Source organism: Acinetobacter terrae (assembly GCF_013004375.1).
Lineage (GTDB): Bacteria > Pseudomonadota > Gammaproteobacteria > Pseudomonadales > Moraxellaceae > Acinetobacter > Acinetobacter terrae.
This window is the reverse complement of the sequence record NZ_JABERI010000041.1, coordinates 98,664-119,489: the sequence shown is the minus strand read 5'-3', so window position 1 is coordinate 119,489 and position 20,826 is coordinate 98,664. Positions and strand designations below refer to the sequence as shown.

The following is a 20,826-nucleotide window of genomic DNA, read 5'->3' as shown; positions in this document are numbered from 1 at the left end:
CGCATTAGGCCAGACCAATAACAGCAAGGATTGCTGCCAATGCTGCAATAATCTTACGACCCTGTGGCAGGTATTTTTCAGTAAACGCCCCTAAGCCTAAACCTATCAAATAAATGAGCGACATCGCAGAGACCATACCCAACATGAGTTGCATCATGTGACCTGATTGTCCCAATTCATTGCCATGTGCCACGCCATGGAAACTTGCGAGTACCATGGTCGCGACAGCAAAAATACGATTGGATTTCATCAATAACGCTGTCGCCAAAACGGCTAAAGATAAAACAATGCCGTATTCTGCAAAAACATTGGGTAATACTTGCTGTTGTCCTAAAACAAAACCTGTAATCATGGCTACCGCTAAACCGAAAAATCCTGCGACTTTCCTGCGTTGAGTGGCAGTCCAAAGTAATACCCCAAAAGCAATTGCCATCATCAGATGATCTAATCCGGTAAAAGGATGGCTAAAGCCCATCCAGAAACTGCTTTCATGTGCATGACCAGGGTGTGTCATCGCCATCATCGGTAAGCTGCTTAACCCAACAGCAATCATTTTTTTTAACATTGACATCGTGCTCCTGCTTAGGCCTTAAACAAACCTTGCTTTTCAATAAAAGAAATAATGGATTCCAGCCCATCCTTGGTTTTCATATTGGAAAATAAAAACGGTTTTTCGCCGCGCATGCGTTTGGCGTCTTGATCCATGACATCCAGGTTGGCACCAACCATGGGTGCCAAATCTGTTTTGTTGATAATCAATAAATCAGATTTGGTAATGCCCGGACCGCCTTTACGCGGGATTTTTTCGCCGCCACCGACATCAATCACATACAAGGTTAAATCAGACAGTTCTGGACTAAAGGTTGCCGCTAAATTATCACCGCCACTTTCGATGATAATCAGTTCTAGACCGTCGAATTTCTCACACAAGTCATCAATCGCCGCCAAGTTAATTGAGGCATCTTCACGAATGGCGGTATGCGGACAACCGCCCGTTTCTACGCCCACAATGCGGTCTGGAGACATCGCCTCATGACGGGTCAGGAAGTTAGAATCTTCTTTGGTATAGATGTCATTGGTGACCACGGCCATATTGTATTTTTCACGCAACGCCTGACATAAATTTAGGGTTAACGCTGTTTTACCTGAACCGACCGGTCCGCCAATTCCCACCCGTAATGGACTACGTTCTGACATCTGTATTTCCCCTGTTATTTCTTTAATTTGTATATTTACGATCTGAACAATCTTGAATACTGGTTTTCATGCTGCATGCTCAGCATGGCATATCGTGGTAAAGCGCTACTGATTTCGCTATCTTCTAAAGCCAAAGCGTGCTGAATTGCGTCAGGTATAAGACCATGTAAATGCCATAAAATCCGTTGTCCACTCATTTGTCCTAACGGTACTGTTTTGACTGCAGCCAACACCTGGTTTTCTAATACGGTGAAGGTATAAGCCGTGAGTACATCGGCTGAGTTCAAGCCTAAAGTGCCACATAAATGCCCATACACCGGCATAAACCCCAGCTGTTTTTTGACCATGACCGGTTGTTTTAAAACATCGCGAATCCAGGCATTGAGTGAAAAAGCCAACTGGGTGGATTCTGCGAGCAACTCTTTGCTTTCACGGCTTGCACGATACAGATTGGCCCAATATTCAAATTGAGCTTCATCATCAAAGCACTGCATTAAGCGCTTAAGTAAAGGCAACTCGAAACGAACCAGCAACATCTCAAGCACTTCTTCAAAATAAGCAATACTGGATGCTTCATCATGAATCATGCCACGATCAATCGCAGTTTCTACTCCTTGCGAGTAGCAATATGCTCCAATCGGCAAGGCCGTAGAAGACAGCGTCAGTAAACTGAGCAGCTGTGCCGCATTAGTGATGGACATGCTGTAAAGCTTTAATTGGGCTTAGACGATGATCATGTTGATGTTGGGCATAGGCGCCACTTTCAGGCTCAAAAGGATGCAACGTTTCTGTCACGCTGAGTCCTAAGCCCACCACCATCTCCGCCAAAACATGATCGGGTTCAAAATAAAGTGCCCTAGGCGTTAACATTAAAGGAACATGACGATTGCCCAAGTGGTAGGCTGCTTTTAACAGATCAAAGTCTGATTGTGCTGTGACTTGCATGAGTTGTTCAGCTTGTGCATTCACTTGCAACACATCGCCCTGCGCTGTTGCAATATAAGCGCCACTACGTAAAATGCCGTTGCGCGGTAAATCCGCACCAATATCAACCCCATTTTGTAAGGTTGCACGAAAACGGCTCTTTTGACGCACATCAAAAGTTAATTCAATCGTTTCAAACCGCTCATTGTGTTTAAGTTGTTCTAATCGTTGAGTATAAATTTTCATTTTTGCTCCATTTTAGTATTTCTTGATTTCACTCTTGCTCTGAAATAAAGCAATAAAAGCAGCATGAATATAAAAGTGCATCATTATGATTATTAGGCAATTTTCATACCAAGTTATTTTTATAGATTAGGTTTTAGAGAATATTTTTATTAAAATTAACCCATATGCTTAAGAACCCACCCCGACTAAATCATGTACTGCTAGATATTTCTGCTTCAACGCCATTTTCCCAATGTTCAAGATCTTAATGATCGACGTAAATACCAAGATTGAAGCAGCTTGCTGATGCGCTGATAGGTAATGTCACCCACTTTTCTTAAGCCAAAGCTCAAAACATCCCAGGAAATCCTCGAATCTGTACGGTAGCAATTCCACTCGTAAGATCAACGCTTTACGACAAGCATAACTTGCTTAACATTAAGGTGAAATGTAGGGATGCCACTCTTGGTAGGACTAGTCGACTAATCACAGAATAAAATTAAATGCTTACGAAAAAAATCATCTTTGAAATAAAATGCTAACGAAAAAAAGTATCTTTGAAATAAAATTCTTATGAAAAAAAAAGCATCTTTGAAATAAAACGCTAACAATTCAAGCGTAAGCTACAGCACAAAACGAGTTGTTACACCAAACCAATAATCAAGAAACATATTGCTCAAACTGAAAAAATGCAATTCAGAAATAATTTAGCTCGAAGAGGCACTGGAGGTATTTAACAATTTTGGAATCGTTGCACAAAAGGCGGAATTACTACAAAAGCAATAGAAGTTCTTACTCAGGAATAAATAACATGCCTACCCAAATTAAACAGAGTTCACGTACACGCTACGTCCGTGATTTAGGTGAGTTCAGTGTTGTATCAGGAGCGATTCGCTTCACTGACCCTTGTTATGCCAATGACGTTTGGTGCAAAGGTTCAATGCTGGCAGCCAACGGTAAGTACCAAGCCCAGATCGGTTTTTTCCGCGATCCCTACGATGAACGCAGTATGTTGGAAAAAATCGACCAATTTAAATACCTCCTGCACTATCACGCAAAGTTTGGAGAGACCTACAAAGATCACTTGTTCTCTTTTGAAAAACTGGTCAGTAAAGCGCGTGATCAAGCCAATTGGGACGGAAAGTTGCAAAGCGTTGAAAGACTCTTTCAACTGATCAAAGAAGAACTGGACGTTGAAAAACAACGCATCTATAAAGAATTAGCAGACGATGCAGTGGAATGGTATTCGAAGTGCTATGTGTCAGAAGAATACAATTACTGGGGAAAACAAAGTTGGTTACTGTTTGAAATCAATTCCACTTTTGCCCACGCAAGACCTTCGATCAGCACACGTCCTTCCAAGTTCCGTGCATTAATGCTTGACCAACACAGCCAACACCTGAGCGAAGATCAGATCAGAGGAAAGGTTAAGAAAATTGAAGCGGACGAACGACGCGACTTTATTGCGAACCTCGAAAGAAAAATCACTGACCTGAAAGATGCTTATGCTGCAGGGAAACCGCTCCGCACTCACTTTCTGCGGATCAAGCATGAATCAGTACCCAATTTTAATTCAATTGAAACCGGGAAATGGTATTTCAACACTGACTTTGATGTAGGGGTTGATTCGGGACAAGCAGGCTTTTTCGATGAGCTTTGGTATGAACGTTATAACGGAGATAGCAACAGCCAAGACCTTCCTGCTTACTTCAACTTATGCACGTTATCATCAGGTGGTAATCACGATCGAAGTGTCAAAAAATCAATGAAAGAAGGTGGTGTATTTGAGTTTGGTGCCAATTCTTACACTGCACATGGTGACGGTTCAGCTCCACTCATTTATCGCCTCAACAAAGCGGGTGAAGTGATTGAAGCAGCCTATCTATATGATGACGTCAATTTCGATGAATCTGAAGTTGCATTAAACAATAATAAGGCAACTATTGAACAAAAGGTGAAATAGTGAAAATTAACGATTTTAATAAAATCTTTCAAGCAACCGAACATCTAAACGTAGAAGATTCCAATTTAAACGGCTGCTTAAATGAAGCCTCGAACATTGATGACAGCAATAAAATTACTTTTGTGGTGGGTGAAAATAAGAATATACGGCTTGACCCATTAAAAAGATCTACAAAGATCAACAATGAATATGATCCTGTCTCATACCATGCAGGCAAGGTCATTTTCAAAAAAGAGAATTATGAACAAGCTGTTTTAGATTTGATGAGTATCGATAACGAAGCCCAAAAAATTTTTAAAAAAGCAAAGTTTCAAGGTTTTGTGATTGGCTTTTGGCATGAGGACAAATTTGCATTCGCTAATATTTCGAAAGCGTCGGACAAACCTGGACAACCCCATGCCAATGCCCACTTTTATGAATCGCCCCGATACGCCACTTGTATGCATGATCTTTCCGAGGCTGCCGAGCAGCTTGTGCATATTCAAAATGTATCTAATGAACGTACATTTCAAATTTTCGTGCTGTATTTAGGCGAGACAAAATCAGGCGAAATCTATTTACCACTTCCATTGTATTTTGAGGAAATGTTCCTTTAAAGACAGGACTTTTTAAGGTTGGAGAATCTTGTTTTCCAGCTTATTTTTCATCAATTCTAAAAATATATTTTTTCAAAAGGTATGATATGAACGACATTCAAGCAAAACGTAACTTATTAGAAACAGTGGACAAGTTAGTCCGTAAACCAACAACAATAAGCGAATTGGATTTGGTCAATATCTTCGTTCACTTAGGCTCAATTCTGAAAGAGTCTTTCGCTGAACCTGTCGAGATTACGCCAATCTTTTCAGGTCGCAAGTCTATAGTGCCCATTCAGCTTGGGGAATTAACTGCAGAACAAAAGGAGGCTGAACGTCAAATGTTCATTCGCTTCCTCAAATTACAACCCCATGTTTTAAATATTGGTTATAACACTGAGACACAGCAGTTCCTTCTAAAAGAAGATCAGGCAGCATGGGATGCTTGGTTGTATCGTGCAATGATTGCACGCAACCTTCTTAAGTCAAGTGAAGTACCAAAAGATATGCTAGAGCGCTTCGATACACACTATAAGAAAACGCCAAAAGGTTATAAGATCACTGAGACTGTAATCAGCTTTTGGAATTTCGACTGTCAGCGTTTTATGATTGATGAAATTCAAAATGAATTTGAAACCTGGTCAAAAGCAAGTTAATAAAATAAAAATGAACAATAATAAGTTGCAAAGATAAACCCAGGAAAAAGCGAGTGATTCTTGCAGGGCAATCAATTTATACTGTTCCGGCAACTTGAGACCGGAAAGTGAATCGATATTTTACGTCCTTATCTGGTGAATCTAATCCAAGAAAAAATGTATTGCATGATGAGACCTGTAATCCCTCATCATGCAATTTAATGTCTAAACTTTCTGGAAAATACTACAAGGTTTTTACAGGATCTAAAGCACTTTTATTTCGAAACAATGCTTTTATGCTGAAATAGTGCTTCCACAACCCATAGCTTGAATTTGAATTACCCGGATCAAACACCCAATGTCATTCCCCTGTAATGACATCAAAACGATCAATCACACCACTTGGCATATCAGCAGCAAAGTGATCTGCAATATGACTACTCACCACACCTATTGTTCCGGTAACAGTCTATGCATAAGTCACTTCAAATTTAGGTGATTTTGTACCATCCCCTAAACTTTCAAGATCGCATAGTAGCTCTTTATTATGCTACTCGGTTTCAAGCTTAAAATTTCGACAAGAATTTCAAGATAGTATTTCTTATTTGAAGTCATACCTGCAATTAATCAGGTCTGGTTTTGCCACACTTACGACATTCAACTTCTTCGAAATATTCATAAGTGTGCACGCAGAATAATTTACGGAAAAAGTGAAACATATCGTTGACCTCCTGCCATAGCAATCAAGCAGTACCCCCAATTGGGTATCGCTATGTGTGGATCATATATTTATATGGGGACATTACATCGGAGTTAAAGATTTTAAGTTCAAAAAGTTGGCTATTTTTGCCTTAGCTACCACAAGTATTTTTTAGTTTTTAGATGATAAAAACCACTGATTAAAATAATGAGATTTACTTTAATTTCATCCTTATTAAGGTGATTTGTTTTTAATTTTTTTAATATAAAAAACCATAAATCACGTTGATTAAATTGGTAAGCACATGTAAATAAAAACAAAAAACAAACAGAGTTAAAATAAGAAGAAAATATGTAAATTTTATTTAAATTATGTAGGCTTAATAATAAATTGAGGCGATATTTAAATTTTTAATGCTATTAGTTATTAATCAGAATAAGTAGTAGATATCAAATATGCGTAATGCTACCACCCAATTTTTAAATAATGAATCTTATTCTTCAAACGTATTACAACTTATTTCTCATCATTTTTCTAAAGGAAAACAATACTGTTTGTTTCTTGATATAGATGGGACACTTTCCGAATTTCGCATCGATCCTTCACAAAGTTTTATTCCTAAAAGTACCTTGCAAACATTGCAGCAACTCATAGATTTAGACATTGCTGTTATTGCTATTACTGGACGTTCTGTAAAAGTAGCATCTCAGCTATTTTCTCCTCTTCAGTTACCTATTGCAGGAACCCATGGTTTAGAAATACAAATAGATCAAGAAGATAAATTAAATACATGCGTTGATGAAACTGATATTTCTTTGCTCCAACACAATGTTCAAAAGGCTTGCCTTGCCTATCCTCAGCTATTAATTGAAAATAAAGATTATTCAGTCGCTATACATTATCGTGAATATCCTGAGCTGGCTGAAATCGCAAAAAAAATTGCGCATGATATCCAATGCATGTACCCAAAATTTAAAATTAATGAAGGTAAATATGTATTTGAATTATTACCTGCGGAGGCTGATAAAGGACGGGCAATTGAAAAGATTTTAGATCATTTTAATTTCAGCAATGTTTTACCCATTTTTATTGGAGATGATAAAACGGATGAATCCGGTTTTAAAATAATCAATCACTATCACGGCGTCAGTATAAAAGTTGGAGAGGAACAAACCCAAGCGCACTATCGCCTTAAAAATTTTGCAGATGTCGCTCATTTTCTGGATTTATTTTCACAATTTTTAAAAACACATTTTTCAAGACAGTCTGGAGTATCAAATGGAGAAAAAGCATGTCTAAATTAATTGTATTATCGAATCGTGTGAGTTTACCCAATCCCGATAAATCCACTGCTGGCGGCTTAGCTGTAGCTCTACAAGATGCATTGAACGATATCGGAGGAATCTGGTTAGGCTGGAATGGAGAAAAAATTGAAAATCACCATGATCCGCATTTTAGCCCGACTGAATATGAAGGTGTGGAATACATTACCTGCCCTCTAACTGAAGCACAATATAGCGGCTATTATTGCGGCTTTGCAAATGGTGCTCTTTGGCCAGCGATGCATAATCGTGCAGATTTAATAGAATATAAACCAGAAGAATTTAAAATCTACCAACAAGTTAATCGTTTATTTGCCCAGCAGCTTTCTCAAATTTCTCATCCGGATGATATCATTTGGGTTCATGATTATCATTTTTTAAGTGTGGCACATTATTGTCGTGAATTAGGTATGCAAAATAGAATCGGATTTTTTTTACATATCCCCTTTGCTGATTTAAATATCTGGAATTTACTTCCGACCGCCCCATCCCTCATTCAAGATCTTTGTCAGTATGATGTGATCGGATTACAGACTGAACATGACCAAAAACGATGTATGGATGTATGTCACCATTTTTTGGCATCTCAAGTCATTCATTCCAATGTGCTGAACTATAATAACCACCAGATCACTATTCAATGTTATCCAATTGGTATTAATCCGGAACTTATCCAAAAAGTTGCTCAACAAAAAAAAGAGAATCCTCACCCTATCTTTGAATTTGAGGATTTAATTGATCAAAAAACAATTATTAGCGTCGATCGTATTGATTATTCCAAAGGTTTGATTGAGCGTTTTAATGCTTTTGAAGAGTTTCTGAAAAATAACCCTGAATATCATAAACACATCACCGATTTACAAATCGCCTGTCCATGTCGCATGGAGATCCCGGCATATAAAAATTTATATGAGCTTATAGATTCAAAAGTCGACTTTATTAATCACGAGTTTTCACAGGATAATTGGCAGCCTATCAATTGTAGTCATGAGACTGTAGCGCATGATGACTTGATGAAAATTTATCTTCAGTCCGATATCTGTTGGGTCAATTCATTACGTGATGGCATGAATCTGGTTGCAAAGGAGTTTATCGCAGCACAAAATCCTGATAATCCCGGTGTACTGATTCTTTCTAAATATACCGGTGCCGCAGAGCAAATGTCAGAAGCCATTATTGTCGATCCTGAAAATCGTGGCGATATGATCAAGGCATTAAAGACAGCTTTAACCATGTCAAAATCAGAACGTTTAGAGCGTTATAAACAATTAATGCAGGGTCTAAAAAGTTTTGATATTAATGACTGGCGTAATGCTTTTTTAAAGGATCTTAGACGAGTTCCTGTATTGCATATTTTTAAATCTCCCCTTCGAAAATCCTATAATCGAATTGTCAGTTATTAAAGATATGCATGAGGTCATCTATATATTTAGCTGCAAAAAAGCCGATATATCATCTGATAGACCGGCTGTATATTTTTTAAATGAAGGATTAAAAATTAAGAGGTTTTGACCTGAGTAAAATGATTTAAAAAAGCAATCAGCATTAATAGAGCAGCAATCATCCCAAAAACAAGGGTAAGTCCCATCATTTCACTGCTCAGTCCCACCAAAGCAGGCCCTAATAAAGATCCGCTATAAGCCATTGTCGAAACACACGATAATGCTGCAGCTTTGGGCATGATATTTTGACGACCTACACGCGAAAACATCACCGGTACAATATTAGAACAACCTAAACCCAGTAAAGAATAACCGAATAGCACAACCATCCAATGTGGCGCCATGACGACAGTGAAAAGACCCAGTGATGCGCAAATTGCACTATAAACAATGATATTTTTTTCACCCAGTATTTTTTGCAAGTAATGACCCGAAAAACGTCCAGCAGTCATTGCGATAGCAAAAAATGTATAAGCCAGTCCAGCAAATGCCGGTTTTAAGCCATATTCACTGACTAAATAAATACCACTCCAGTCCATGGCTGAACCTTCTGAAAGAAAAGCAATAAAACAGACCAGACCAATCAAGAGAATCAGTGGGCTAGGTAATTTTCTAGGCTTATTCTGTATTTCAGCAGAATTGATTTTTTTATCATTTTCAATCTCAGATAAACTATTCGGAACAGCAATTAAACTGATTATCATCAGTAAAATACAAATAACCAAAGCACTCAACAGTGGTGATACGCCGATCGCAAGCAATGCTGTAACCGTCATTACTCCCGCCAAACCACCTAAACTGCACATACCGTGGAATTGAGACATCATGCTTTTAGCACTATTTTTTTCTACAATGACTGCTTGTAAATTAATAGCAACCCCTAAACTACCAGCAGCTGTCCCAAACAAGAACAAAGCGACTGACATGATTAACACGCTACTGCTCAAAGCAAACGTAGGTAAAATCAGTAATAAGAGTAAAATTGCTACCGATATAACCGCACGACAGCCAACTTTTTGAATTAAGAGTCCTGTTGCCGGCATAGCAATCATGGAACCTAATCCTATACTCAGTAACAACGTACCGAAGTCAGCATGATTAAGATGAAGTCGTTGTTGCGCATAAGGAATAAGCGGAGCCCAAGCCGCGGTACTCAATCCCAGACTGAAAAAACACAGCAGTGTGGATAGACGCTGTGCATGATGTTGTGTTGCATGGTCTAGATGTGCTGTTTTGGAAGAAAACATGTGTGAGCCACCACGGTAAGAAAGTTTTGGCATCCCATTCCAAAATAATTTCCATAGAAAAACCTCTGTAGACTTATCGGAAAACCGATAACTATACAGAGGCTAAATTTGGCGAAATTATACACAAAAAAATCGTCAATAAATTTCTTTTTTGAGTATTTGAAAAATGTTTTGTAACTGCCTTAATGACTACAAAAACACAGTCCCTAGAACCCAGTGATAAGATATTAAAATCATAGATTATTTAATCTGAGTCCTTAAAATAGTCCTTACTTTTATGAAAGGTCCCGTTATTTCAAATGAGTTGATGGCCAAAAATGTTGTTTTTGGACTGAAGTAATAAACTTGAAAATCCATTCGCTACACGAGCATTCAAGTGGCTACTAGGCGTGCTGAGTGTTCAATAATTTAGACTACACAAACCGACTTATACATTGGGTTTTAGGGATTTGTTCGTAGGAAAAAATCACTTCATTAATAGAAATAGCTTATGCATTTTTTCGATGGAATAGATAGGATGATGATGAGATATCCTCAGAATATTAGAAGCTTTAAATGCTGATATGTCTCAAAGGTATAATTTTTGCACAAGAAGAAACTGTACAAATTTTACACAACTAAACAAAAAAATATATATCTTAGGTACATGTTTTTATTCCCATTATATATTCTGTAAGGGCTCAATTATTATAAAAATACCTTTCAGGAGCATCTTAATGTCAACTCAATTCGATTTTGTTTCTGTAGTAAAAAAACCAAATATTTATTTTGATGGTTTATCTATTAGCCGTACGATCCAGTTCAAAAATGGAATAAAAAAAACACTAGGCGTCATTTTACCTACAGAACGACCTTTAACCTTTGAAACATATGTAGCTGAACGTATAGAAATCATTTCAGGTAAGTGTCATGTTCAAATTGCAAATGATATAGAAGGTCAGATTTATTATGCTGGACAATCATTTTATGTCCCCAGAAATAGTCGTTTCAAGATTATGACAGATGACGTCTTAGATTATATTTGTCACCTAGAGGACTAAATTTTCTCATTAATAAAAATAAAGAATTATATTAATTTAATTTATTGATTTTTATATAATTTAAATAAAATAATTATGCAAAGCATGGAAGTATGATCCCATGCTTTACATTTAAAATGATGATATATCACTGGATGGAGAAACATTGCTGTTGCCCCATTCAGTGATAGTTCGTTCTACATTCGCTTAATCATAAACAGATGCTTTTTAAGCATTTAAGCAGGAATTGCTTCCGCATTTTTTCCCCTCGCCCAAATACGATGATGACGAATTAAATCCTTAAATTTATCCTGTATTGCAGCAAAACTGTCCGTACTCAAGGTACCCTCATCCGTAACCAGTTGCAGAGCATCAAGTAGTTTTTGCTTATCACCTAAAAATACAATCGGTTTTAAATGCTTATAAGCTTCAAGAATATAATGTTTAGTTACACCATCTTGTTTCACGACTTCATAGTTATCACCATCCACAACAATCACTGCATCATAAGCAATCGATGGCTCTGCTTTCTGCATTCCATTAGAATCCAGTTTCGCTTGTTTACTATTTAAAACGGGTGCAGGCATAGGAGTAAGTATATGAGCCACTGCATTTTCAGTTTTAGCCCATTGTTGAATGGCTTCAATATTCTCTTGGTTCACCTTGTCATGAACCAATACTGCTATTTTTCTTGCTTTAATATCTTCTGGAATAAAAGCCTGCATGGTAAATTTTGCTGATTTTTCTACTGTGGAGGACTTCATATTTTGTGCTGAATTAGGAACTTCTATTCCCAAGTTTTTACCCACTTGTTGAGCCAAATCCAAGTCAATATTCGCCAGTACTTCTTGCACTTCCCTTTCTCGGATATGTTTGCGTTGCACTTTACTTAACTCAAAAGTATAGGCATCTACCACATGCTTCTGTTCGTGAGGCGCCAAGCTCTTATAGTACAGACGTGCATGAGAAAAATGATCAGAAAAAGACTCACTGCGTGCACGAATTTTCTTGCCATCAATACGTTCTTGATAGCTTTCAAAACCGCCATTTTCTGCAGCAGGTGCTGTTTCTACAGGCCAGTTATTGTCAATGGAGTTAGGTTGATACGATGCTTGACCTTTATGGATCGTGGTTTGGTGCATCGCATCTCGCTGGTTATTATGAAATGGGCAAACCGGTTTATTAATCGGAAGCTGATGGAAATTAGGTCCACCCAGACGGCTAAGCTGTGTATCTGTATAGGAAAATAAGCGGGCTTGTAAAAGTGGATCATTGGTAAAATCAATTCCCGGTACAATATGTCCAGGACAAAATGCGACTTGTTCAATTTCAGCAAAGAAATTATCGACATTGCGATTCAGTACAAATTTTCCTATGGGTGTAACAGGAACCAGTTCTTCAGGAATAATTTTGGTTGGATCAAGCAAGTCAAAATCAAACTTCATTTCATCTTGTTCTTGTACAATTTGGATGCCCAGTTCCCATTCAGGATAATTCCCTGCTTCAATCGCATCATATAAATCACGTCGATGAAAGTCTGGATCCTTCCCTGCTAATTTTTGCGCTTCATCCCACACCAACTGGCTCAAACCTTGTTTTGGTGTCCAATGGTATTTCACAAATATGGCTTTACCTTCGGCATTAATCAACCGGAACGTATGTACGCCAAAACCTTGAATTGAACGTAGATTGCGAGGAATCGCCCGATCAGACATCGCCCACATCACGGCATGAGCCGATTCGGGAACCAATGAAACGAAATCCCAGAAGGTATCATGGGCAGAACCACCTGTAGGTACTTCTGTATGCGGTTCTGGTTTGACTGCATGGACAAAGTCGGGGAATTTAATCCCATCTTGGACAAAAAACACCGGTGCATTATTACCGACCAGATCATAATTGCCTTCCTGAGTATAAAACTTAATGGCAAAGCCACGAATATCACGTACCGTATCTGCCGAACCGCGTGGTCCTTGAACTGTCGAAAAACGTACAAAAATTGGCGTTTCAATATCAGGATCAGTCAGAAAGCCGGCTTTGGTATATTTTTCATTTCCCGGATAAGCTTGAAAATAACCGTGTGCACCCACACCACGCGCATGCACAATTCGCTCTGGTATACGTTCGTGATCAAAATGGGTGATTTTTTCCCTGAGTATGAAATCTTCTAATAAGGTTGAACCTCGAACTCCAGCCCTTAAGCTATTTTGATTATCAGCAATTTTTACCCCCTGATTGGTCGTCAGTGCTTGATCAGTGGCATCACTACGGAAAGCATCTAACTGTTGGTTTTTTACGCTTTGATTTTGTTTATCTAAAGTATCAGTGCCTGCCACTTCACTTTTGTTCGATTTATTGTCCATGTTTTTCTACCTATACAATTGATCAAAATAATAATTTTGGGGGGATAGCGTTTAAATCATCAATAACTGTCAAAACCTTTTATCGATATTCAGCTAATGGGGTGATGAATTTTTATCGCTCAGAAATGGAAAAAGAAAATTGACAAAACGTTGAGTACACCAAAGTCCAATTTCACTGTGGTGGGCATGAGGTGCCAAGTAAGGAAGCAATTTATTCATCTTCATCGCGAGATTGCCTGTTGCTGAAATCTGATGTTGAATTTCCTCCAACTCTCCATCAGACAAGTAACTGAACATAAAATCATTTTTATTTTTATCAGCGGGAGTAATTTTCTGCGTATTTAAATCAAAGTGTTTAGAATGCTCTCCTGCAATCCAATCATAAATAATCTGCTTTTCTGTCGAATTAAAGACGCCGTACATTTTCCCATCTTCATGACTAATCAACTGCCAGAAGCGACTTTCTTCAGGGTCTCTATCCATCTTGATCCATTGTTTATCAATCAAAAGTTCTACAAATTCTTCGACCAGATTCGGTTCTGAAAGCCATTCATTAATAGATCGATTATTTAGTTTGCATTTATCACTGTGAATCATATTCCCCACTAAAGCTTTACGTTTAAGAATTTTAAGTACCAAAGCTTCTAAATTGAGGTTTTTAATAATTTGTAATGAGGCTAATCCTTTATTATTTAAAGCGAAACCAGCCTTCACTTTATCCATAAAGGAATCTTTATCCTTGAATTTACTATAGATTTTCTCAAGCGCTTTAATAGATAAATTTGCATGACCATTATCAATATTGTCTATGGTGATATGCAGATTAAAATATTGGGAATTTATCCCTAATTCTTTAAGCTCGTAATTGGTAATCAGAAGATGCAATGGAAGTTGCTCATATCCCAAATTAAAACCAATAATTTCTGGAATGAATTCTGGTGGAGCGTAAGCAAGGGCTAATTGAATTGCAGGTTGATGATAATATTCATCTTCTAGTTCTAATATGAAATGTTCTAAGCCTAAATTAAAAAGTAAATCATCAAATAAACACACATGATTCGATTTAGCCAGCCCTAATCCTAATTCTTCAACATAAATCTGGATTAAGTCTCTGAAAACTGGATCATTCCAGTAATGGACTATGCTATATAACCATGAACCGTCTACTCGCTTTACGGGAGCAACTTCGATTAAAAATTCAAATGCTTGACCTACATTTTTAAAATATTCACGCTCTGCTCCGCTATTTCTTCTTTCTTTGTACAATTGGTATTCATGACATTGAATTTTATTGTTATTCACAATCCATTGATGAATTTCACCTAAATTGGAAGGAAAATTGGAATAACTTGAATTGAGCGTGTGAATTTCTCTTTTTAAAAAAATAGATGCTTTTCGTTCCTTATCGGGTGTAGAAATATTTGAATCTAGGAAAAAGGTAACTAAATCGCAATAACTTTGATGGTTTTTATCAAGTAAATCTAGCAATTTTTCTTTTACTGCTACTGGCATTTTTATTCTCCACGCGGTAAGTCTGCTATAAACCTAATTTATCAATATGACATGGTGAAAGATTCAAATTGTTATTATTCGTTTAAGTTGTGTTTGATTAATTTCTATCTATTTATACAATTCAATCACTTAACATATATAAATCCAAAATTGTGATAAAAACACCTATAAAAAAGATATTGTTAATATCTAAATTCATTCTTAAGATAATTTAATTAAGCCTAAATAAAGTTATAAATATGTCTACTACTAAATGTTGTGAATTAATGGCCAAAAATCAACTTAATATTACTTTTATTGAAAGTGCTTCTGCAGGCTACTTGGCTTACCGCTTTTCCCTTAGTCCATTTTCGGGTGAAATTTTAAATGGTGGACTGGTTTGTTATGATTTAAAAATCAAAGAAAATGTTTTGAAAATTTCATCAAAAATGATTAAGAAATATACACCTGAATCTTCTAAAATTACTGAAGAAGTAGTTAAAAAATCAAAAAAAATATTTAAATCAGATATATATGTTGGATGTACTGGGCTACTCAAACATGGTGGCTCAGAATCCAAAAATAAGCCAGTAGGAACTTTTTTCTATTCCATTTTATATAATAATAAAATTTATAGTTATCGATGTTTTTGCAAAGGACAAAAGGAGAATAAACTAAAAAAACTGATTAATTATATTTGCAAGAGTTTAATTAAAATTATTCAAAATAATTAATTTTCAGTGTTTTGTAATTTTAATTTAAATTAGTTACTCCTTTTCTGTGTAATTTATTAATACATTCCAATCATATAACTTGTTTTAAAATTAAATTAATTAAATATTACACAATATGTAACATCTATTGGGTTTTTTAATCTAAAATTCATGCTAATAATAATTATATCTAGCTTATACAGATTTTTAAAAAATCACTAATATATTATATTGAGGTGTAAAAATGAGTAATATAAATAATCAGCAAGATCAAAATAATGGTAGCCGCAATAATCCAAATCAATCCCAACAGCAAAATGAAAATCAAGGTAAGCAACAGCAAAAAAATGATCCACAGCGTCAACCCAATCAGCAAAACCCGCAAGATCCACAACGTCAACAGCAGCAACAAAATGATCAACAACGTCAGCAAACTGGTCAACAGCAACAACAAAATCCTAATCAGCCTTTAAAACATGTAAATGATGATCAGCAGCAATAAGTGCTGTATTAACGATTAGATTTCATATTTTCACCTGTGGAGAGTATTGAATAATACTCTCCCATGTGGGTTGAAAAAATCAGGAGTTAAATAATGACGACCAATTTAGAAAATCAAAACCCTACTCCAAATAGCGAGTCTGATCAGTATTGGCGCGAAAACTATATCAATCGCCCTTATTACACTGACTTACAGCGTGATATTCCAGATATTGAATATGATCGAGATCTGTCCTCAGCTTATAAGTTTGGTCAAAATTCACGTTCTGAATATGGGGAAAATGCCCGATTTGAAGATTCAGAATCTGACCTTCAAACCAAATGGGATAATTTTAAAGCAGCGTCTCGTTTAAAATGGGATCAAGCTAAACATGCTGTAAAAGATGCGTGGGATAAAATATAAAGATTATAAAACATGGGCTTTTATAGCCCATATCTTTGCTTTAAGCATGAAAAAATAATTTTCAAGAATAAATAAAATTGATTTCTTTGAAATATTTATTCATATCATAACGATAATTCTAAGCGTTAATGCATTTAAAAAATAAATAACAATAACTATATTGAAAAATATCCGAGAAACTCTCTCACCACTGATACCTTTAATTAACAGAAGTGCAAAGCCATCAACCTGGTATTCAATCCAAAATGCATCCCCAACCTGAAATCATCAAAGCCAATTATGAAGGTAGTAACAAATTAAAAGATAAGGTCGCATTGATCACTGGCGGCGATAGCGGAATTGGTAGATCGATTTCCGTACTGTTTGCCCGAGAAGGTGCAGATATTTGCATCTGCTATTTAGAAGAAGATCAAGATGCTCTTGATACTAAACAAATGGTGGAGAATGAAGGACGACGTTGCTTACTCCTTAAATGTGATTTACAACATCAAGATGAAATAAAGAAAATGGTTGAGCTAGCCCTTCAAGAATTTAAAACCATCAATATTTTAATCAATAATGCAGGTGTTCAATATCCACAAAAATACATTACAGATATCAATACACAACAGCTTTTTAAAACCTTTGAAATTAATATTTTTTCAATGTTTTATTTAACTGAATTGTTAGTACCCTATATGAAACAGGGTGATACGATTATTAATACTACAAGCATCACCAGTTATCATGGACATGACCTGCTTATAGATTATGCGAGTACCAAAGGTGCAATCACCTCATTCACACAAAGTTTATCTACAAACCTGTTAAAAAATAAAACAGGAATTAGAGTGAATGCTGTCGCTCCAGGACCTATTTGGACACCCTTGATCCCCAGTAGTTTTGATGAGGAACACTTGAAAAACTTTGGTAAAAACACGCCAATGGGACGTATGGGACAACCTAGCGAAGTCGCTCCAGCATATTTATTTCTTGCCTCTGACGAAGCAAGTTATATCTCTGGACAAGTCATTCATATCAATGGTGGCAGCATCGTAAATGGCTAATAAGGTTTAAAAAGTTAAATCCATATTAGATAATGCAAGATGATTATTAAATAGGAGTTGATACGAAAACGCGGACCTAAGATCCGCGCCTTTTTATTTATCAGCGATTATTTTTGCTGATTTTGCTGACGTTGTTGATCATTTTGTTGCTGCTGTTGACGTTGCTTATCTTGCGGGTTTTGCTGATTGGGTTGACGCTGTGGATCATTTTGTTGCTGCTGCTGACGTTGTGGATCCTGCGGATTTTGCTGATTGGGTTGACGCTGTGGGTCATTCTGTTGTTGCTGCTGGCGTTGTTGATCTTGCGGGTTTTGCGGTTGATTAGCCATTTTTATATATATCCTATTTTTAAAATAAGTCACAGTGGTTTGTAACCACCCTACATTTACATATCCATTATGATAAAGCTATGAGGCTCATGTGACATTTCTTGTCATTGTAAAAGAAGATATTTTAAAATCAGAATAAATGATTCATTAAAATCAGATTATTTAAAGGTTTTTAAAAAATGTTAATTACAATTTTTACTTAATCAAGACATAGATAAAATTTCAATTCTTTAAAAGAATAATTTTTTAAATAAAACCCATATAATAATCTTGATATTAAATAGAATGAATTTTCCGAAAACTTTTCTTAATTATTATAACGGAATAATCAAACTTAAGCTTTGCAAGATTATATAAAATGCATAATGACTTAATGTTTATTCTATTTATTACATAATATTAACCCAAGTTTTAAAAAATAATTAAGGTAAGTATATGAAGTTAATATCCTATTTTTTTATTGGAATAAATGTTTATGTCGAACATGCATAAAAGCTCAAGTCTCCCCTTGGCGAAAATTGGATTAGGTATTGTGATTGGTACTAGCAGTATTTTAACTCTGGCGCATGCACAAACTGAACCATTACAGGCTGTTGAAAAAATTGAATTAAATAAGTATTTAGGGACTTGGCATGAAATTGCCAGAAAACCTTTGTATTTTCAAAATAAATGCGAAAGCAATGTGATCGCAAACTATTCTTTGAATAAGAATGGCAATATCAAAGTCGATAATAATTGTTATACAAAAGATGGAAAGTTCAAACAATCTATTGGTGAAGATTTTGTACAAAATGCCCCTTTTAACTCTAAACTTAAAGTAAGTTTTTTACCAAAAGCTGTACGCTGGCTGGCTGTCGGACGTGGTGATTATTGGGTTTTAAAAATTGATGAGAATTATGAGACAGTATTAGTGGGTGGACCAGATAAAAAATATATGTGGATTCTTTCTCGTTCACCGCAGCCACAACCAGAAGTCGTACAGGAATATTTGGATTATGCTGAATCCATTGGATATGACTTGAGTGATGTAATCAAAACCAAACAGACTCAAAACTAATTTCCATAATGAAGCATCTAAAGCATGGACTTAATGTTCATGCTTTTTTTATGTCTCAACATTGCATAGAATCATAATCAATCATCTTTTCGAGACATTATACATCTATGCAATTCATTTGGTTTCGACAGGATTTACGCATTCACGACCATGCGGCTCTTTGGCATGCCACCCAAGCGGGGCCCTGCATCGCATTGGTCGTTATCTCACCTGAACAATGGGCTTTACACCATGATGCTGCTGTTAAAATAGATTTTTATTTAAGACAACTTCAATCACTTAAAACGCAGCTAAAAAACCTGAATATCCCCCTAGTAATTCGGCATATTCCTTTTTGGAAAGATGTTCCGCAAGGCGTTTTACAGCTTGCACAACAATTCAATATCAATAGCATACATGCCAATATTGAATTGGGTGTAAATGAGTTAAAGCGCGATGCCCAGCTTCAAAAGCTCCTAGATAAATATAATAAATCACTCGAGCTGTATCATGACCGCACTTTATTTCCTGTGGGCAGCATTCGTAATAAGAGTCAGCAACCTTATCAGGTTTTCAGCGCATTCAAGAAAAATTGCTATGAACGACTCAGTGTGAGTTTGCCGCAGTCTTATCCTCAAATTGAAGCACAGGCTGATCTTCAACTTGACTCTCTCGAGGATGAGCCGGTTTGCACTTTTGCAGAATTATATCCAGATCATCCTTCGATAAAATTACAGGATCGTTGGCCAGTCAGCGAAGAATATGCCTTAACTTTATTGGATGATTTCATCAATGATAAAGTGATTCATTATGAGAAAGAGAGAGACTTTCCTCATCTGGATTCGACCAGCCAATTATCACCTTATCTAAACTTAGGGATGATTTCTATCCGTCAATGTATTCAGGCTCTATTTCGTCGACAGCATGGACACTTCCATATAGAAGATTTAGGTCAGCAAACCTGGCTGGATGAATTATTATGGCGCGAGTTTTATCAACATATCTTATTTGATTTTCCGCAGGTTTCTAAACATCAGCCATTTAAGGCAGACACAAAAAAAATCCAATGGCGTGATTCCCCCGAAGATTTGGCTGCCTGGCAGCAAGGGCAAACCGGTATTCCTATTGTAGATGCAGGAATGCGCCAATTATTGGCAACGGGCTGGATGCATAACCGTGTTCGCATGATCACAGCCATGTTCCTGACCAAAAACCTGCTGATTGACTGGCGATTGGGTGAACAATGGTTTATGCAATATTTAATTGATGGTGATTTGGCAGCAAATAATGGCGGGTGGCAATGGTGTGCCTCTACAGGCACGGATTCAGTGCCCTATTTTCGTATATTTAACCCTATCAGCCAGTCGCAAAAGTTTGATGCAAATGGTGACTATATTCGCCAATGGGTTCCGGAACTGGCCCATTTAGATGCCAAAGCCATCCATGAGCCTTATACTAGAAATTCCAATTTGGCTTTGAATTATCCCAAACCAATTGCAGATTTGAAACAAACCCGAATTCGGGCGATTGAGGCTTTTAAAAATATTTAAAAACAACATACAGTAGGTGTTTAAGCTGAAATAGCAGAATCAAAGCTTCCTATTTTTTCTACCATTTAATTTATATAAGACGAGTTATACGTAATAAAAAATCCCAACATGACTGTTGGGATTTTTTATCTCTTTGCTCTGCCTT

Annotated in this window: 20 protein-coding genes; 12 read left to right on the top strand and 8 right to left on the bottom strand. The window is 36.6% G+C overall.

The features are described 5' to 3' along the window. Positions 1-4: 4 nt before the first annotated feature. Genes HLH14_RS15340 through ureE form a run of 4 tightly spaced genes read right to left on the bottom strand, consistent with a single transcriptional unit; the run spans position 5 to position 2,367 of the window. Positions 5-571, bottom strand: a complete 567-nt coding sequence (locus tag HLH14_RS15340; protein WP_171533429.1) for a HupE/UreJ family protein — start codon at positions 569-571, stop codon at positions 5-7. A gap of 11 nt (positions 572-582) precedes the next feature. Beyond that, positions 583-1,197 (bottom strand): urease accessory protein UreG, encoded by a 615-nt coding sequence (gene ureG / locus HLH14_RS15335; RefSeq protein WP_171533428.1) that lies wholly within the window; start codon positions 1,195-1,197, stop codon positions 583-585. A gap of 35 nt (positions 1,198-1,232) precedes the next feature. Further along, on the bottom strand, positions 1,233-1,898 hold the full coding sequence (locus HLH14_RS15330; RefSeq protein ID WP_171533427.1) for an urease accessory protein UreF: 666 nt from the start codon (positions 1,896-1,898) through the stop codon (positions 1,233-1,235). Continuing rightward, positions 1,885-2,367: an urease accessory protein UreE gene (ureE, locus tag HLH14_RS15325; RefSeq protein WP_171533426.1), complete on the bottom strand. Its 483-nt coding sequence runs from the start codon at positions 2,365-2,367 to the stop codon at positions 1,885-1,887. The genes HLH14_RS15330 and ureE overlap by 14 nt, the downstream gene beginning before the upstream one ends. A gap of 790 nt (positions 2,368-3,157) precedes the next feature. On the opposite strand from ureE, the gene HLH14_RS15320 reads away from it, so the two are divergent. From HLH14_RS15320 to HLH14_RS15300, 5 genes are all read left to right on the top strand, one after another. Then, the gene (locus HLH14_RS15320) at positions 3,158-4,309 is read left to right on the top strand and encodes a hypothetical protein (RefSeq protein WP_171533425.1); all 1,152 of its coding nucleotides are present in this window, start codon (positions 3,158-3,160) and stop codon (positions 4,307-4,309) included. Next, positions 4,309-4,905, top strand: a complete 597-nt coding sequence (locus tag HLH14_RS15315) for a hypothetical protein (RefSeq protein WP_171533424.1) — start codon at positions 4,309-4,311, stop codon at positions 4,903-4,905. The genes HLH14_RS15320 and HLH14_RS15315 overlap by 1 nt, the downstream gene beginning before the upstream one ends. A gap of 86 nt (positions 4,906-4,991) precedes the next feature. Then, positions 4,992-5,540 carry a hypothetical protein gene (locus tag HLH14_RS15310; RefSeq protein ID WP_171533423.1) on the top strand — a complete coding sequence of 183 codons (549 nt, stop codon included), beginning with the start codon at positions 4,992-4,994 and terminating at the stop codon, positions 5,538-5,540. Positions 5,541-6,674: 1,134 nt separating this feature from the next. Further along, a complete protein-coding gene (gene otsB / locus HLH14_RS15305) occupies positions 6,675-7,523 on the top strand; it encodes a trehalose-phosphatase (RefSeq protein ID WP_171533422.1) in 849 nt (282 codons plus the stop codon). Next, on the top strand, positions 7,511-8,944 hold the full coding sequence (locus tag HLH14_RS15300) for an alpha,alpha-trehalose-phosphate synthase (UDP-forming) (RefSeq protein ID WP_171533421.1): 1,434 nt from the start codon (positions 7,511-7,513) through the stop codon (positions 8,942-8,944). The genes otsB and HLH14_RS15300 overlap by 13 nt, the downstream gene beginning before the upstream one ends. Before the next feature lie 95 nt (positions 8,945-9,039). Here the strand turns inward: HLH14_RS15300 and HLH14_RS15295 are convergent, their stop codons facing one another. Continuing rightward, positions 9,040-10,230, bottom strand: coding sequence for an MFS transporter (locus HLH14_RS15295; RefSeq protein WP_171533480.1), 1,191 nt, complete (start codon positions 10,228-10,230; stop codon positions 9,040-9,042). A 716-nt stretch (positions 10,231-10,946) separates the two neighbouring features. Here HLH14_RS15295 and HLH14_RS15290 point away from each other — a divergent pair. After that, complete coding sequence (locus HLH14_RS15290) at positions 10,947-11,270, top strand: pyrimidine/purine nucleoside phosphorylase (protein WP_067723577.1); 324 nt, start codon at positions 10,947-10,949, stop codon at positions 11,268-11,270. A 215-nt stretch (positions 11,271-11,485) separates the two neighbouring features. Here HLH14_RS15290 and katE read toward each other — a convergent pair whose 3' ends face one another. Next, complete coding sequence (katE, locus tag HLH14_RS15285) at positions 11,486-13,612, bottom strand: catalase HPII (protein WP_171533420.1); 2,127 nt, start codon at positions 13,610-13,612, stop codon at positions 11,486-11,488. A gap of 93 nt (positions 13,613-13,705) precedes the next feature. Beyond that, on the bottom strand, positions 13,706-15,124 hold the full coding sequence (locus HLH14_RS15280; protein ID WP_171533419.1) for an iron-containing redox enzyme family protein: 1,419 nt from the start codon (positions 15,122-15,124) through the stop codon (positions 13,706-13,708). A gap of 239 nt (positions 15,125-15,363) precedes the next feature. Between HLH14_RS15280 and HLH14_RS15275 the strand changes: the two genes are divergently transcribed. The 4 genes from HLH14_RS15275 to HLH14_RS15260 all read left to right on the top strand — a co-directional run bounded on the left by HLH14_RS15275 (position 15,364) and on the right by HLH14_RS15260 (position 17,766). Further along, entirely contained in the window at positions 15,364-15,837 is a 474-nt protein-coding gene (locus HLH14_RS15275; RefSeq protein WP_171533418.1) for a CinA family protein, read from the top strand. Between the two features lie 223 nt (positions 15,838-16,060). Next, positions 16,061-16,318: a hypothetical protein gene (locus HLH14_RS15270; RefSeq protein WP_171533417.1), complete on the top strand. Its 258-nt coding sequence runs from the start codon at positions 16,061-16,063 to the stop codon at positions 16,316-16,318. A gap of 93 nt (positions 16,319-16,411) precedes the next feature. Further along, on the top strand, positions 16,412-16,720 hold the full coding sequence (locus HLH14_RS15265) for a hypothetical protein (RefSeq protein WP_171533416.1): 309 nt from the start codon (positions 16,412-16,414) through the stop codon (positions 16,718-16,720). 212 nt (positions 16,721-16,932) lie between these two features. Then, positions 16,933-17,766, top strand: coding sequence for an SDR family oxidoreductase (locus tag HLH14_RS15260; protein ID WP_328703908.1), 834 nt, complete (start codon positions 16,933-16,935; stop codon positions 17,764-17,766). A 107-nt stretch (positions 17,767-17,873) separates the two neighbouring features. Here HLH14_RS15260 and HLH14_RS15255 read toward each other — a convergent pair whose 3' ends face one another. Then, positions 17,874-18,095, bottom strand: coding sequence for a hypothetical protein (locus HLH14_RS15255; RefSeq protein ID WP_171533414.1), 222 nt, complete (start codon positions 18,093-18,095; stop codon positions 17,874-17,876). Positions 18,096-18,564: 469 nt separating this feature from the next. Here HLH14_RS15255 and HLH14_RS15250 point away from each other — a divergent pair, with 469 nt between their 5' ends. Continuing rightward, positions 18,565-19,152 (top strand): lipocalin family protein, encoded by a 588-nt coding sequence (locus HLH14_RS15250; RefSeq protein WP_171533413.1) that lies wholly within the window; start codon positions 18,565-18,567, stop codon positions 19,150-19,152. Positions 19,153-19,259: 107 nt separating this feature from the next. Continuing rightward, positions 19,260-20,681, top strand: coding sequence for a cryptochrome/photolyase family protein (locus HLH14_RS15245; RefSeq protein WP_171533412.1), 1,422 nt, complete (start codon positions 19,260-19,262; stop codon positions 20,679-20,681). Positions 20,682-20,826 lie beyond the last annotated feature (145 nt).